Here is a 15,319-nt window from a genome sequence, read left to right as displayed (position 1 = left end):
AACGGATTGCAAGGGAGTTCCACACCATGAAGATCGACGACGTCAGGCGCCAGGCCTTTGCCATGCCGCTCACCAGCCCGGCATTTGCGCCGGGGCCCTACCGCTTCATGCGCCGGGAGTTCATGGTCATCACCTACCGCACCGACCTCGATGCCCTGCGAGCCGTGGTGCCCGAGCCGCTTGAAGTGGTGGAGCCACTGGTCAAGTACGAGTTCATCCGCATGCCGGACTCCACCGGCTTCGGCGACTACACCGAATCCGGCCAGGTCATTCCCGTGCAACTGCGCACCGACAAGGGCGTGGAGCAGGGCGCCTATGTGCACGCCATGTACCTCAACGACCACCCGCCCATCGCCGGCGGGCGCGAACTCTGGGGCTTCCCGAAAAAGCTGGCGTCGCCGGTGTTCGACTATGAAACCGATGTGGTGGTCGGCACCTTGGACTACGGCAAGGTGCGCGTGGCCACGGCTACGATGGGTTTCAAGCACCAGGCGCTCCCGCCTGGCCCGGTTCTCGCGGGCATCGCCCAGCCCAACTTCTTGCTCAAGATCATTCCGCATGTGGACGGCACCACACGTATCTGCGAACTGGTGCGCTACCACATGGTCGACGTCACGCTGCATGGCGCGTGGACCGCGCCCGCCTCGCTGGAGCTGCATCCCCATGCGCTGGCGCCCGTGGCCGACCTGCCCGTGCTGAAGGTCGAATCGGCCGTGCACTTCATTGCAGACATGACATTGGCGCTCGGTACAGTCGAATACGACTATCTCGACGCGAAGTATTGATTCGCTCTCTCCCTCCATCTCCACACAAGGAAACTTCATGCAGCTCAAGGACAAGGTCGCTTTCATCACCGGCTCGGCCAGCGGTATCGGCAAGGAAATCGCCATCGTGTTCGCGAAGCAGGGCGCCAAGATCGTCATCGCCGACCTGAACAAGGAGGCCGCTGACGCGACGGCCGCCGAACTCAAGGCCACGGGCGCCCAGGCCATCGGCGTTGCCGTCGACGTGACGAGCGAAGACCAGGTCAACGCGGCGGTCGAGGAGGGGGTGGCCGCCTTTGGCGGCATCGACATCCTGGTCAGCAACGCCGGCATCCAGATCGTGCACCCCGTCGAGGAATTCAGCTTCGCCGACTGGAAGAAGATGCTGGCGATCCACCTGGACGGCGCCTTCCTCACCACCAAGGCCTGCTTGAAGCATATGTACGCCCAGGGCCGGGGCGGCAGCGTGATCTACATGGGCTCCGTGCACTCCAAGGAGGCCTCGATGCTCAAGGCGCCCTACGTCACCGCCAAGCACGGCCTGATCGGCCTGTGCAAGACGGTGGCCAAGGAAGGCGCCAAGCACGGCGTGCGCGCCAACGTCATCTGCCCAGGCTTCGTGCGAACCCCCCTGGTGGAAAAGCAGATCCCCGAGCAGGCCAAGACCCTGGGCATCACCGAAGAGGAGGTCGTGAAGAACGTGATGCTCAAGGAAACGGTGGATGGCGAGTTCACCACTACCGACGACGTGGCCCAGGTCGCGCTGATGTTCGCGGGCTTCCCGACGAACGCGCTGACCGGCCAGTCGCTGGTGGTGAGCCACGGCTGGTTCATGCAGTGATCCGTAGCGCGCACAGGCTGTGAAGATCAGCCTGCGTCGGCCGCAGGGGCGTGACAGGCGGCCGGAAGGCTCCCTGTCAGCCCACCCAAAGGATGATTTGGTTTTATAGAAACCAGTTTTTATTCTTTTGGGTTTTATGGGAAGGGTTTTAAAGTGGGTGCACGTTCATAGCAGCCCCACACAAGAGGGCTGCCAAACCTAGCCTCAAGGACCCCTCCATGTCTTCATCCGCCATCCGGGACACCCAGGATACCCTGCTCGCACAGGAACTGGAATCCGCCCGCTCGGTCGCTCTGGCCTCTGGCCTGCCCTATGCGGGCGGTGTGTCGCCCACCGTGGCGTGGAAACTCGTGTCCGCTGGCGACGCCGTGCTGGTGGACGTGCGCTCCGCCGAAGAGTTGAAGTTCGTCGGCCATGTGCCGGACAGCCTGCATGTACCGTGGGCCACGGGCACGGCTCTGCAGCGCAACCCGCGCTTCGTGCGCGAGCTCGAAGCCCGCCTGGCCAGCCATGGCGGCAAGGAGGCCACGGCGCTGCTGCTGTGCCGCAGCGGCAAGCGCTCGGCCCTGGCAGCCGAAGCGGCGGCCAAGGCCGGCTTCACCCAGGTCTTCAACGTGCTCGAAGGCTTCGAGGGCGAGATCGACGAACGCCAGCAGCGCGGCGGCTCGGATGGCTGGCGTTTTCACGGCCTGCCCTGGATTCAGGATTAGCCTGACCCCTGCTGCCACGGCCGATCCCACGACTGAACCACTGCACCCCACATCTTCCCATGGCCGTCTTCAACATCGAACCCATCGTGCAGTCGCTGCACGCCGTGCGCCGCGACTGGCGCAGCCTGCAAAAACGCTCGCAAGAGCCCGGCGGGCGCGAGTTCCCCTCGCGCGATGCGCTGGCCGACATCGTGGAGCAGCTCAAGGGCGTGGTTTTTCCCATGCGCCTGGGCCCGCCCGACCTGCGCCAGGAGAGCGAGGACTTCTACGTGGGCCACACGCTGGACGCGGCCCTGCACGGCCTGCTGGCACAGATCCGGCTGGAGCTGCGCTACGTGCACCGCCACCAGCCGGTGGAAGAGCAGAACATCGAAAAACGCGCCGTGCAGGCGGCCCGCAGCTTCGCCGCATCGCTGCCCGACATCCGCAGCCTGCTCGACAGCGACGTGCTCGCCGCCTACCACGGCGACCCGGCCGCGCGCAGCGTGGACGAGGTGCTGCTGTGCTACCCCGGCATCCTGGCCATGATCCACCACCGCCTGGCACACCGGCTGTACCAGTTGGAGCTGCCGCTCTTGGCACGCATCGTGGCCGAGCAGGCCCATTCACTCACCGGCATCGACATCCACCCCGGCGCGCAGATCGGCGCGGGCTTCTTCATCGACCATGGTACGGGCGTCGTGATCGGCGAGACGGCGGTGATCGGCGAGCGCGTGCGCGTGTACCAGGCCGTCACGCTGGGCGCCAAGCGCTTTCCCACCGACGATGACGGGCACCTGCAAAAGGGATTGCCGCGCCACCCCGTGGTGGAGGACGACGTCGTCATCTACGCCGGCGCCACGGTGCTGGGCCGCGTGACGCTGGGGCGCGGTGCCACCATCGGCGGCAATGTCTGGATCACGCACGACGTGCCTGCGGGCGGCAACGTGACGCAGGCCCTGTCGCGCCACGATGCCAGCCGCAACGGCGAGTCTTCGGGAACGGTGGCGGCATGAGCGATGTGCTGGTGCGCAGCTTCGGCACGGCCGTGCGGCGCCTGCGCGAAGCGCGCGGCTGGTCGCAGGAGCTGTTGGCCGAACACGCCGACCTGAACCGGTCCTACGTGGGCGAGATCGAGCGCGGCCGGGCGATCGCCTCGCTGGTCACCATCGACAAGCTCTCGCAGGCCCTGGGCGTGAGCAGCGCGACCTTGCTCGGCCATTGCGACGAACTGAGCAGTACCCACGGGCCCAAAGGCGTGCGATTGGCGGCTATAGCATGTTGAAGCGCTAGCCCCTGCATCGGACACTGGTCGGGAATCCCTTTTCAGTTTCTTCTCACCTTTCTTCAGATACGGAGCCTCACATGACGGCAACAGTGGGCGGCACGACCGCTCTTGGCGACAACGCAGCACGGCAACTCGCCAACGCGACCAAGACCACCGCACAACTCTCGACCATCTCGCCGCGCTGGCTCACGCACCTGCTGCAATGGGTGCCGGTCGAGGCAGGCATCTACCGCCTCAACACGGTCAAGAACCCCGAGCTGATCAAGGTCACCTGCACTGCCCGCGAGGAAGAGAACCAGCTGCCGCGCACCTTCGTTGACTACGAAGAGAACCCGCGCGAGTTCTTCCTGAACGCCGTGAGCACCGTGCTCGACGTGCACACCCGCATCTCCGACCTGTACAGCAGCCCGCACGACCAGATCAAGGAACAGCTGCGCCTGACGATCGAGACGATCAAGGAAAACCAGGAAAGCGAGCTCATCAACAACCCCGACTACGGCCTGCTGGCCCAGGTGACGGAAGAGCAGCGCGTATTCCCGCTCACCGGCGCTCCCACGCCGGACGACCTCGATGAGCTGCTCACCAAGGTCTGGAAGGAACCCGCCTTCTTCCTGGCCCACCCGCTGGCGATTGCCGCCTTCGGCCGCGAAGCCACGCGCCGCGGCACGCCGCCGCCCACGGTGAGTCTGTTCGGCTCGCAGTTCATCACCTGGCGCGGCATTCCGCTGATCCCTTCGGACAAGGTGCCCGTGGCTGACGGCAAGAGCAAGATTTTGCTGCTGCGCGTGGGCGACAAGCGCCAGGGCGTGGTCGGCCTGTTCCAGCCCGGCCTGCCGGGCGAGCAGAGCCCCGGCCTGTCGGTGCGCTTCATGGGCATCAACAACCATGCCATCGCTTCCTACCTGATCTCGCTGTACTGCTCGCTGGCCGTGCTCACGCCCGACGCCCTGGCCGTGCTGGACGACGTGGAGATCAACAAGTACCACGACTACCCCGACACCTACAAGTAAAGCGGCCGCGTGGTGACCACTTCTTCCCCAACCCCTGCCGGCGTGCCCGCCACGCTGCAGCCACCCATCGATACGGCGCTGCTGGCCAGCCTGGCGACGGCGCTGTTTGCCGCTGCCCCCGGCGAGCAACCCCGTTTCGTTGGGCCAGCGGGTGCCTTGCCGTCCACGCCATCGGGCTCGCTGCCCGGGGTGGGGCAGGCGACACCGCTGCCGCCTGGCGTGCAGGCGCCCGTCAACATCGCACCGGCCGGCTCGCCCCTGGTCAGCCCCGCGGGCTTCGGCCCCGGCGTACCCGGCACGCCCATCCCGCAAGGGCTGGTGCCGGGTGCCAACCTGGTGCCTGCCTCGCCCACGCCGCTGGCATCGCTGGCGCACCGCGCGCCGGCCCTGCTGCCGCATGCGGTGGCGGGCAACGGCGTGCCTGATTCGGTGATCAGCACCCTGCCGGCCTACGAGCCGCGCTTTGGCAGCGCCGTGCTGGGCGTGCCGCAGGCGGCGCATCCGCAAGCAGATTTGCCCCACAGCCCGACCGCTCCGGCGGCTGCCCAGGGTGCATCGCCGTTCTACTTCCTCGGTGATCGCCACGGCCATCCGCTGGCGGCAGACAGCGCGCCCAAGCTGACCGTGCCCGACGGGCATGGCGCCGCTCCCGGCGGGCTCGACGCCCTGGCGCGCCTGCCGTTCGCGGCCCCCGAGGTGCCGCGCGTGGGCTCGCCCACGGCCGGCACCGGCGTGCCCAGCACCGTGCCGTCCACCGAACCCCGGTTCTACTTTGCCGACGCGGTGGTGTTGCCGGGTGGTTACACCACGCCCGGCCGCACCCCAGCCGACCGCAGCGTTCCCCAGTCCGACCGCAGCGCCCATCCGGCGTTCGACGTGCATGCGGTGCGCCGCGACTTTCCGGTGCTGCAGGAGCGCGTGAATGGCCGCCAGCTCGTCTGGTTCGACAACGCGGCCACCACGCACAAGCCGCAGTCGGTCATCGACCGCATCAGCTACTTCTACGCGCACGAGAACTCCAACATCCACCGCGCGGCGCACGAGCTGGCTGCGCGTGCGACGGATGCCTACGAAGGCGCACGCCAGCGCGTACAGCGCTTCATCAACGCGCCCGATGTGAACGAGGTGATCTTCGTGCGCGGCACCACCGAGGCCATCAACCTGGTGGCCAAGAGCTGGGGTGCGCAGCATGTGGGCGAGGGCGACGAGATCATCGTCAGCAACCTCGAGCACCATGCCAACATCGTTCCCTGGCAGCAACTGGCCGCCGCCAAGGGCGCACGCCTGCGCGTGATCCCGGTGGACGACTCGGGCCAGGTGCTGCTCGATGAATACCAGAAGCTGCTGAACGACCGCACCAAGATCGTCGCCGTCACCCAGGTCTCCAACGCCCTGGGCACCGTGGTGCCGGTCAAGGAGATCGTGGCGCTGGCCAAGCGGGCCGGTGCTACCACCCTGGTCGACGGCGCGCAGTCGGTATCGCACATGCGGGTGGACGTGCAGGACCTGGGGGCGGACTTCTTCGTCTTCTCGGGCCACAAGGTCTTCGGGCCCACCGGCATCGGCGTGGTCTGGGGCAAGCGTGCGGTGCTCGAAGACATGCCGCCCTGGCAGGGCGGCGGCAACATGATTGCCGACGTGACCTTCGAGAAGACGGTGTTCCAACCCATCCCGAACAAGTTCGAGGCTGGCACCGGCAACATCGCCGACGCCGTGGGCCTGGGCGCCGCCATCGACTACGTGAACCGCGTGGGCATCGAGAACATCGCGCGCTACGAGCACGAGCTGCTGGTCTACGGCATGCGCCACCTGGGCGCCATCCGCGGCGTACGCCTCATCGGCACGGCTGACGACAAGGCCAGCGTGATGTCCTTCGTGCTTGCCGGCTACTCTACCGAAGAGGTAGGCAAGGCGCTCAACGAGGAAGGCATTGCCGTGCGCACAGGCCACCACTGCGCCCAGCCCATCCTGCGCCGCTTCGGCGTGGAGACCACGGTGCGGCCGTCGCTGGCGTTCTACAACACCTTCGACGAGATCAACCGCCTGGTGGCCGTGGTGCAGCGGCTGGCCGGGCAGCGGCGAGCAGGGTAAGTAAGAGGTCTTGGCCTCTGGCGCAATTGCTATACAAAATATAGCAATTGCGCTGAGCCTGCTTCATCCTCAGGCCACGGTCTGTGGCTATCATGGCAAGCGCCTCGTGCGGCGGGGTTGAGAGGCCCCGCAGTGCTTTTCTCCGTGTCGTCCCACTCACAAGGAGTTTTCATGAGCAATGTCCAGATCGCCGTCATCGTCGGCAGCCTCCGCAAGGATTCGTTCAACCGCCAACTGGCCACCGCCATCGAGCGGCTGGCCCCGGCGGATTTCCAATTCACCCACCTGCGCATCGATGACCTGCCGCTGTACAACCAAGACGACGATGGCCAGCAGGCCGCTTCCGTGGTGCGCCTCAAGGGCGAGCTCAAGGCGGCCCAGGGCCTGCTGTTCGTGACGCCCGAGTACAACCGCTCCATCCCCGGTGTGCTCAAGAACGCGCTGGACCACGCCTCGCGCCCCTACGGCCAGAGCGCCTGGGGCGGCAAGCCTGCGGGTGTGATCGGTGCCTCGGTGGGCGCCATCGGCACCGCGCTGGCGCAGCAGCACCTGCGCAACGTGCTGGCCTACCTCGATGTGCCCACGCTGGGCCAGCCCGAGGGCTTCATCCATGCCAAGGAAGGCCTGTTCGACGCCGACGGCAACGTGGGTGAGGGCAGCAAGAAGTTCCTGCAGGGCTGGGTGGACGCCTACGTTGGCTGGGTCAAGAAGCACATCTGAGCGTCTTCTGAACGCACCATGAGAAACGCCGCCCTTTGGGCGGCGTTTTGCTTTGGGGGCCGTTGGCCTGCCGATCAGGCGGCTTGTGCCACTTGCGGCTGGTTGGCGGGCACGGCGGTCTGTGCTGCGATGTCCTTGTCGGCATTGGCAAAGGCCAGGGCCTTCGCGTCAGGGCCCATGCCCACGCCTTCGGCACGCACAAAGCGCACGTCGGTGATGCCGAAGAAGCCGAACACCACCTTCAGGTAGCTTTCCTGGTGTTCCATGGCCTGGCCACCTTCGCTGGTGGAGTACACGCCGCCACGGCTCGATGCCACGATCACCGTCTTGCCGCCGGCCAGGCCCACGGGGCCCTTGTCGGTGTACTTGAAGGTGCGGCCGATCTGGGCCACGCGGTCGATCCAGGCCTTGAGCTGGCTGGGGATGGTGAAGTTGTACAGCGGGGCGCCGATCACGATCACATCGGCCGCCAGAAACTGGCTCACCAGGGCTTCGGACAGGGCGTTTTCAGTGCGCTGCGCATCGGTCGAGGCTTCCTGTCCGGTGCGAAAGCCCATGGCGTCGGCCGTGAAGTGGGCAGGTGCCTGCGCAGCCAGATCCAGGTACTGCACCATGGTGTTGGCGTGGCCGGCCTTCCAGGCAGCGACGATGCGCTTGGTGAGTTCGCGCGAAACGGATTGTTCGCCGGTGATGGCCGAGTCGATGTGAAGCAGTTGCATGAGGGAATCTCCTGTGGGTGGCAGCCAGAGCGTGTGGCCATGGGTGAATTGTGGAGACGCACTCGTTTGTTGATAAGGCATTGAACTTGCGATAGATTGTCCTATCAGTAGAACGATGTACTTTATGCAAGACCTCAACGACATGCTGTATTTCGCCGAGGTGGTCGAGCGCGGCGGCTTTGCCGCTGCCGGCCGCGCCCTGGGCATCCCCAAATCGCGCCTTTCGCGCCGCGTGTCGGATCTGGAGGCGCAACTGGGTGTGCGGCTCCTGCAGCGCACCACGCGCAAGCTCTCGCTGACCGAGGTGGGCGAGGCCTACCTGCGCCACTGCCAGGCCATGCGCGAGTCGGCCCAGGCGGCGGCCGACACCGTGGCCCAGGTGCAGACGGTGCCGCGCGGCACCGTGCGCGTGAGCTGCCCGGTGACCCTGGCGCAGACAGTGCTGGCCGAGATGATGCCCCCCTTCCTGGCGCGCTACCCCGAGGTGCGGGTGGACATGATGGTCAGCAACCGCGCCGTGAACGTGGTGGAGGAGGGCATCGACGTGGCCCTGCGTGTGCGCCCCTCCCTGGAGGACAGCGGCAGCATGGTCGTCAAGCGCCTGGACATGACCAGCACCATCCTCGTGGCCAGCCCCGACCTGCTGATACGCCAGGGCACGCCCACCACGCTCGAAGACCTCTCGCGCATGGACAGCGTGGCCATGTCGGCCCCCGATGGCCGCGCCACCCTGAACCTGATGGGGCCCGGCGGCGCCCACCAGGTGGTACACCACACCCCGCGCTACGTGGCCGACGACCTGCTGACCTTGAAGTTCGCCGTGCTGGCCGGTATCGGCATGGGCTGGATGCCCGACTACATGTGCCACGAGGAGATGCGCGAGCGCCGCCTGGTGCGCGTGCTGCCCGAGTGGGTGCCGCCGCCGGCCATCGTGCACGCGGTCTTCCCTTCGCGGCGCGGGCTGTCGCCAGCGGTGCGCAGTTTTCTCGACTACCTGGGCGAGGCCATGCCGGGGCGCAACAGCCTGACGGCGCGCGATGGCGGAGCGGGGCTGGACGGCGCAGGTATATAACACTGGCGCAATACGCCATGTGGCGAAGTCCGCCAGGCGCGCGGGTCTCTGCCGAGCGGGCGTTTTCAGGCCACAATGCAACCAGTTGCAACTGACCGGTTGCCTGCGCGCTACCCTGCGCAGGTGCCCAGGGCGCGCCGTGAAAACCTCCCACCCCATCGACACCCACCTCCAGAAGGCCCGCGTCCACCCGTCCGTGCGGGCCATCGTGATACCGCCGTGCCCGGAATCCCTGGTGCGGCTGCAGCAGATCGTGGCCGCGCCCGAGCTCGACTCGGGCGCGCTGGAGCAACTGGCCTCGTCCGACGTGGCCCTGGCCGCCGCCCTGATCCGCCAGGCCAACAGCCCCTTGTTCGGCCTGGCCCAGCCGGTGCAGACCATTGGCATGGCGCTCACGGTGCTCGGGCTGAACCCGGCCGTGGAGCTGCTCTCGGCCTTCATCACGCGCAACGCGCTCATGGTGCGCTCGCCGCTGCTTGAGCATTTCTGGGAAAGCTCGCAGCGCCGCGCCATCGCCTGCGAGCACATCGGGCGCCAGCTCTACAGCTTCGACCCGGGCCTGGGCTACAGCTTCGGCCTGTTCTGCCACGTGGGCATGCCGGTGCTGGTCAAGGCCGTGCGCGGCTACGGCTCCACCGTGACCGAGGCCCTGGCCCGCAAGGACCGCACCTTCACCCAGACCGAAAACGCCAACCACCACACCGACCATGCGGTGATGGGCGCCATCGTGGCGCGCACCTGGCACCTGCCGGGCGACGTGGCCCAGGCCATCTGGCTGCACCACGACTTTGCGGCCCTGCAGGACGAACAATTCAACACCACGGTGCGCCACCTGGTGGCCCTGGGCCTGCTGGCCGAGTACCTGGTGAATCACCACGACAACCTGCAGCCCACGCGCGACTGGCTGCAGTATGGCCAGGCCTGCATGGACCACCTGGCGGTGTCGGAAGAAGAGCTGGACCACTGGGTGGACGAATTGCATCCGGCATTCGAGGCCGTGCGCTTCTGAGCTGCACGCCGGCCCGTTAGCATGGCGGCACCATGCTTGCCGCCAAACCCTATATCCAGAGCGTTTGCATCCGCCCCGATGCAGAGGTGGATTTCGACAGCTACCCCTACAACATACCCGCCATCCGGGAAATGGGCCTGATGGAGTTCCACCCGGACGTGACCTTCCTCGTGGGCGAAAACGGCTCGGGCAAGTCCACGCTGCTGGAAGCCATTGCCGTGGCCCTGGGCTATAGCCCCCAGGGCGGCACCCGCGACTTCGCGGTGGGCACCACCGACTCGGTGTCGCCCCTGCACGAGGTGCTGCGGCTGGCGCGGAGTTTTCGCCAACCCAAGGATGGGTACTTTCTGCGGGCCGAGAGCTTCTTCAATGTCGCCACCTTTGTGGACGACAACGGTGTTCCCGACGCCTACGGCACCCATTCGCTGCATGGCATCTCGCACGGCGAGGCCTTCATGTCCCTGCTCGCCCACAAGTTCCGCGGCAAGGGCCTGTACCTGCTGGACGAGCCCGAAGCCGCGCTGTCACCCAACCGCCAACTGGCCGCGCTCTCGGCCATCCACCAACTGGTGGAGGACAAGTCGCAGTTCATCGTCGCCACGCACTCGCCCATCCTGCTGTCCTATCCGCACGCAAAGATCATCCAGTTCGACGGCACGGGCCTGTCGGAAGTGGCCTTCGAAGACACCGAGCACTACGCCGTAACGCACGACTTCCTCAACAACTACCGGGAACGGCTGGATCGGCTGCTGGCGGACGACGATTGAGCGGTTTTGCGCTTTTGATAGACGTTTTTGCGATTAAGTCAGAACAATATATTCGTTTGGGTTTTAAAGACCGGCTCGCAGAATGGCTCCATCAGACATTGAAGGAGCATCTCTATGGCCACATTGCGACTCGGCGACACCGCCCCCGACTTCACCCAGGAATCCACCGCCGGCCCCATCCACTTCCATGAATGGGCGGGTGACTCGTGGGTAGTGCTGTTCTCGCACCCTGCCGATTTCACGCCGGTGTGCACCACCGAGCTGGGCAAGACGGCCGCCCTGGCCACCGAATTCGCCAAGCGCAAGGTCAAGCCCATCGCAGTGAGCGTGGACCCCGTGGATTCGCACAACCGCTGGGTGGGCGACATCAACGAAACGCAGAACACCACCGTCAACTTCCCCATCCTGGCCGATGCGGACAAGAAGGTGGCCGACCTGTACGACATGATCCACCCCAACGCATCGACCACGGTCACGGTGCGCAGCGTGTTCATCATCGACCCGAAGAAGGTCATCCGCACCACCTTCACATACCCTGCGAGCACGGGCCGCAACTTCGACGAGATCCTGCGCGTGATCGACTCGCTGCAGCTGACCGACAGCCACAAGGTGGCCACGCCCGCCAATTGGAAGGACGGCGACGACGTGATCATCGTGCCCAGCCTGCAAGACCCGGCCGAGATCGCCCAGCGCTTCCCCAAGGGCTTCAAGGCCGTGCGCCCCTACCTGCGCATCACGCCCCAGCCCAACAAGTAAGTAAGCCCGGCTGCGGCCCGTGAGGGCCGCGCCAGGCGGTACACCTGTGAACCCCACTTCCATCATCATCGTCCCCGGCTGGCGCGACTCCGGCCCCGGCCACTGGCAAAGCCTGTGGACCGAACGGTTGCCCGAGGCGCGCCGCGTGGTGCAGGACGACTGGATCACCCCCACCCGCAACGCCTGGGTCGGCACGCTCGAAAAGACCGTGCTGGCCGCCCCGCACCCGGTGGTGATCGTGGCGCACAGCCTGGGCTGCATCGCCACCACGCACCTGGGGCCCGAAGCAGCGGCGCGCATCCACGGCGCGCTGCTGGTGGCGCCGGCCGACCCGGAGCGCCGCGCCATCCTCAACGACTTTGCCCCCGTGCCCTACGCGCAACTGCCTTACCGCAGCGTGGTGGTGGCCAGCAGCAACGACCCGTACTGCCCTATTCGCCTGGCTGGAGCGTACGCCCGCGCCTGGGGCAGCGAGTTCGTGCGCATGCAGCAGGCCGGCCATATCAATGTGGAATCGGGCCATGGCGAATGGCCCTTGGGCTGGGCGCTGCTGCAGTCGCTGACGGGCGAGCAGGGCGGGGTGGGGGCGCCGGCCCCTGCGCCAGCTGCCTTGCAGGCCACGGCCTGAGGCTGCGGGCTTGCTGCGCGAGCCTTTCCGTTTCTATATTCCAAAAAACAGCTTAATTAACAAGAATGTATTCTTTTGAGTTTTAAGGCGCTGTGTGGACAATGGAGCATCTACCGTTTTTCCTTACAGGCTACGCCACATGACTTCTTTGAAACTCAAGACTCTTCTGGCCACTCTGGCATTCACTGCCAGCGGCATGGCGCTGGCCCAGGACTCGCTGCTCAACGTGTCGTACGACGTGGCGCGTGAGTTCTACAAGGACTACAACGCCGCCTTCACCGCGCACTACAAGAAGACCACCGGCAAGGACGTGAAGATCGACCAGTCGCACGCCGGCTCCAGCGCCCAGGCGCGCGCCGTGAACGACGGCCTGGCGGCCGACGTGGTCACCATGAACACGACCACCGACGTGCAGTTTCTCGCCGACAGCGGCGTGGTGGCCAAGGACTGGGCGAAGAAGTTCCCCCACGACGCATCGCCCACCACCTCGACCATGCTGTTCCTGGTGCGCAACGGCAACCCCAAGGGCATCAAGGATTGGGACGACCTGATCAAGCCCGGCGTGCAGGTCATCGTGGTCAACCCCAAGACCGGCGGCAACGGCCGCTATGCCTACCTGGCCGCCTGGGGCGCCGTGCGCGAAAAGGGCGGCACCGAGGCGCAGGCCGCCGAGTTCGTGGGCAAGCTGTACAAGAACGTACCCATCCTGGCCAAGGGCGGGCGCGATGCCACCGCCACCTTCCTGCAGCGCAACCAGGGCGACGTGCTGATCACCTTCGAATCCGAAGTGGTCTCCATCGAACGCGAGTTCGGCGCCGGCAAGGTCGATGCCGTCTACCCGTCGGTGAGCGTGGTGGCCGAAAACCCCGTGGCCGTGGTCGAGCGCACCGTGGCCAAGAAGGGCACGGCCACGCTGGCCAAGGCCTACCTGGACTACCTGTACTCCGAAGAAGCCCAGGAAATCGCGGCCAAGCACGCCATTCGCCCCCGTTCTGAAACCGTACTCAAGAAGTACGCCACCACCTTCAAGCCTTTGAAGCAGTTCACCGTGGCCAAGTACTTCGGTTCGCTCAGCGATGCACAGAAGGTTCACTTCAACGACGGCGGCCAGTTCGACAAGCTCTACACGCCCGGCGCCAAGTAAGCCATGACCGCTGCGACCTCTGTGGCCGCGCGGGGTGCCATGACGGCCCCTGCGCAGGCCGGCCGGCGTGCGTCCAAACGGGTGCTGCCCGGCTTTGGCCTGACCCTGGGCTACACGCTGTTCTACCTGAGCATCATCGTGCTGATCCCGCTGTCGGCACTGATCTTCAAGACCTTCACCCTGACCTGGGAGCAGTTCTGGGCCGCCATCAGCGCACCGCGCGTGCTGGCCTCATACCGGCTGACCTTCGGCGCCTCGTTCATCGCGGCCCTCGTCAACCTGTTCTTCGGCCTGCTGATCGCCTGGGTGCTGGTGCGCTACAAGTTCCCTGGCAAGAAGATCGTCGATGCGCTGGTGGACCTGCCGTTTGCGCTGCCCACGGCCGTGGCCGGCATCTCGCTGACCGCGCTGCTCGCCGGCAATGGCTGGGTGGGGCAGTACCTGGAGCCGCTGGGCATCCAGCTGGCCTTCAAGCCCGCGGGCATCGTGATCGCGCTGATCTTCATCGGCCTGCCTTTCGTGGTGCGCACGGTGCAGCCGGTGCTCGAAGACGCCGAAAAGGAGCTCGAAGAAGCCGCCACCTGCCTGGGCGCCACGCGCTGGCAGACCTTCACGAAGGTCATCCTGCCCTCCATCACCCCCGCGCTGCTCACCGGCTTTGCCATGGCGTTCGCGCGGGCGGTGGGGGAGTACGGCTCGGTCATCTTCATCGCCGGCAACATGCCCATGATTTCTGAAATCACGCCCCTCATCATCATCGGCAAGCTTGAGCAGTACGACTACGCCGGCGCCACCGCCGTGGCGGTGGTCATGCTGGTGATCTCGTTCATCCTGCTCCTGGTCATCAACGCGCTGCAGGCCTGGCAGCGCCGCCACGCGGGGGCACCAGCATGAGCGGTGCGAACTCCCGTACGGTGCGCCGTGCCCGCGCCGGCACGACCGAAGCACCCTGGGTGCGCTACACCCTCATCACCGTGGCGCTGGTCTTCATGCTGCTGTTCCTGGTGCTGCCGCTGGCCGCGGTGTTCGCCGAGGCGCTGCGCAAGGGCTTTGGCGCCTACCTCGACGGCCTGCGCGAGCCCGATGCCTGGTCGGCCATCAAGCTCACGCTGATCACCGCGCTCATCGCCGTGCCGCTGAACCTGGTGTTTGGCGTGGCGGCGGCCTGGTGCATTGCCAAGTACGAGTTCCGTGGCAAGGCCTTCTTGACCACGCTGGTGGACCTGCCGTTCTCGGTATCGCCCGTGGTGGCCGGCCTGGTCTACGTGCTGATGTTCGGCGCACAGGGCTGGTTCGGCCCCTGGCTGCAGGCGCATGACATCAAGATCATCTTTGCCGTGCCGGGCATCGTGCTGGCCACCGTGTTCGTGACCTTCCCCTTCATCGCGCGCGAGCTGATCCCGCTGATGCAGGCCCAGGGCAACGACGAGGAGCAGGCCGCCATCGTGCTCGGCGCCACCGGCTGGCAGACCTTCTGGTATGTCACGCTGCCCAACATCAAGTGGGGCCTGCTGTACGGGGTGATTTTGTGCAACGCACGCGCCATGGGCGAGTTCGGCGCGGTGTCGGTGGTCTCGGGCCACATCCGCGGGCAGACCAACACCATCCCGCTGCACGTGGAAATCCTCTACAACGAGTACCAGTCGGTCGCCGCCTTCGCAGCCGCCTCGCTGCTGGCGCTGCTGGCGCTGGTCACCCTGGTCATCAAGTCGATTGCCGAGTGGCGCAACGAGCAGCAAATGAAGGCCGCAGCCGAACTGCCGCCCGAGCGCCCCGCGCCTGCCACCGCCCCCTCTGCGCGCTGAAGGAAGAAGAAAGCAC

The 15,319-nt window shown here is 66.1% G+C and carries 17 protein-coding genes; 16 read left to right on the top strand and 1 reads right to left on the bottom strand.

Going from position 1 to position 15,319, the window contains the following annotated elements; genetic code table 11:
* Positions 1 to 26 precede the first annotated feature (26 nt).
* From ASE28_RS15720 to ASE28_RS15685, 8 genes are all read left to right on the top strand, one after another.
* The gene (locus ASE28_RS15720) at positions 27 to 785 is read left to right on the top strand and encodes an acetoacetate decarboxylase (protein ID WP_057267428.1); all 759 of its coding nucleotides are present in this window, start codon (positions 27 to 29) and stop codon (positions 783 to 785) included.
* A gap of 37 nt (positions 786 to 822) precedes the next feature.
* Entirely contained in the window at positions 823 to 1,605 is a 783-nt protein-coding gene (locus tag ASE28_RS15715; RefSeq protein WP_057204234.1) for a 3-hydroxybutyrate dehydrogenase, read from the top strand.
* A gap of 218 nt (positions 1,606 to 1,823) precedes the next feature.
* Positions 1,824 to 2,315, top strand: coding sequence for a rhodanese-like domain-containing protein (locus ASE28_RS15710; RefSeq protein WP_057267427.1), 492 nt, complete (start codon positions 1,824 to 1,826; stop codon positions 2,313 to 2,315).
* Positions 2,316 to 2,374: 59 nt separating this feature from the next.
* Positions 2,375 to 3,310, top strand: a complete 936-nt coding sequence (gene epsC, locus ASE28_RS15705; protein WP_057267426.1) for a serine O-acetyltransferase EpsC — start codon at positions 2,375 to 2,377, stop codon at positions 3,308 to 3,310.
* Positions 3,307 to 3,579, top strand: a complete 273-nt coding sequence (locus ASE28_RS15700) for a helix-turn-helix domain-containing protein (RefSeq protein ID WP_057267425.1) — start codon at positions 3,307 to 3,309, stop codon at positions 3,577 to 3,579. The genes epsC and ASE28_RS15700 overlap by 4 nt, the downstream gene beginning before the upstream one ends.
* Positions 3,580 to 3,659: 80 nt before the next feature.
* Positions 3,660 to 4,592 (top strand): family 2A encapsulin nanocompartment shell protein, encoded by a 933-nt coding sequence (locus ASE28_RS15695; protein ID WP_057204241.1) that lies wholly within the window; start codon positions 3,660 to 3,662, stop codon positions 4,590 to 4,592.
* A 9-nt stretch (positions 4,593 to 4,601) separates the two neighbouring features.
* The gene (locus tag ASE28_RS15690; protein ID WP_200963951.1) at positions 4,602 to 6,683 is read left to right on the top strand and encodes a family 2A encapsulin nanocompartment cargo protein cysteine desulfurase; all 2,082 of its coding nucleotides are present in this window, start codon (positions 4,602 to 4,604) and stop codon (positions 6,681 to 6,683) included.
* A gap of 171 nt (positions 6,684 to 6,854) precedes the next feature.
* Positions 6,855 to 7,403: an NADPH-dependent FMN reductase gene (locus ASE28_RS15685; protein ID WP_057267424.1), complete on the top strand. Its 549-nt coding sequence runs from the start codon at positions 6,855 to 6,857 to the stop codon at positions 7,401 to 7,403.
* Positions 7,404 to 7,477: 74 nt separating this feature from the next.
* Here ASE28_RS15685 and ASE28_RS15680 read toward each other — a convergent pair whose 3' ends face one another.
* Complete coding sequence (locus ASE28_RS15680; protein ID WP_057267423.1) at positions 7,478 to 8,122, bottom strand: FMN-dependent NADH-azoreductase; 645 nt, start codon at positions 8,120 to 8,122, stop codon at positions 7,478 to 7,480.
* A 124-nt stretch (positions 8,123 to 8,246) separates the two neighbouring features.
* Here ASE28_RS15680 and ASE28_RS15675 point away from each other — a divergent pair, with 124 nt between their 5' ends.
* The 8 genes from ASE28_RS15675 (at position 8,247) to cysW (ending at position 15,303) form a co-directional block, all read left to right on the top strand.
* Positions 8,247 to 9,194, top strand: a complete 948-nt coding sequence (locus ASE28_RS15675; protein WP_057204247.1) for a LysR substrate-binding domain-containing protein — start codon at positions 8,247 to 8,249, stop codon at positions 9,192 to 9,194.
* Positions 9,195 to 9,333: 139 nt separating this feature from the next.
* Entirely contained in the window at positions 9,334 to 10,203 is an 870-nt protein-coding gene (locus ASE28_RS15670) for an HDOD domain-containing protein (protein WP_057267422.1), read from the top strand.
* A gap of 32 nt (positions 10,204 to 10,235) precedes the next feature.
* Positions 10,236 to 10,970, top strand: coding sequence for an AAA family ATPase (locus ASE28_RS15665; protein ID WP_057267421.1), 735 nt, complete (start codon positions 10,236 to 10,238; stop codon positions 10,968 to 10,970).
* A gap of 114 nt (positions 10,971 to 11,084) precedes the next feature.
* Positions 11,085 to 11,726, top strand: a complete 642-nt coding sequence (locus ASE28_RS15660) for a peroxiredoxin (protein ID WP_007857275.1) — start codon at positions 11,085 to 11,087, stop codon at positions 11,724 to 11,726.
* 46 nt (positions 11,727 to 11,772) lie between these two features.
* Complete coding sequence (locus ASE28_RS15655) at positions 11,773 to 12,354, top strand: alpha/beta hydrolase (protein WP_082608086.1); 582 nt, start codon at positions 11,773 to 11,775, stop codon at positions 12,352 to 12,354.
* 139 nt (positions 12,355 to 12,493) lie between these two features.
* Complete coding sequence (locus tag ASE28_RS15650) at positions 12,494 to 13,498, top strand: sulfate ABC transporter substrate-binding protein (RefSeq protein WP_057267419.1); 1,005 nt, start codon at positions 12,494 to 12,496, stop codon at positions 13,496 to 13,498.
* Between the two features lie 3 nt (positions 13,499 to 13,501).
* The gene (gene cysT / locus ASE28_RS15645; protein WP_057267418.1) at positions 13,502 to 14,392 is read left to right on the top strand and encodes a sulfate ABC transporter permease subunit CysT; all 891 of its coding nucleotides are present in this window, start codon (positions 13,502 to 13,504) and stop codon (positions 14,390 to 14,392) included.
* Entirely contained in the window at positions 14,389 to 15,303 is a 915-nt protein-coding gene (gene cysW / locus ASE28_RS15640) for a sulfate ABC transporter permease subunit CysW (protein WP_057267417.1), read from the top strand. The genes cysT and cysW overlap by 4 nt, the downstream gene beginning before the upstream one ends.
* Positions 15,304 to 15,319 lie beyond the last annotated feature (16 nt).

It is taken from the genome of Acidovorax sp. Root219, from assembly GCF_001428665.1.
Taxonomy (GTDB): Bacteria; Pseudomonadota; Gammaproteobacteria; order Burkholderiales; family Burkholderiaceae_C; genus Acidovorax.
The sequence above is the reverse complement of the archived record's forward strand: the minus strand, read 5'-3'. Positions and strand labels throughout refer to the sequence as shown.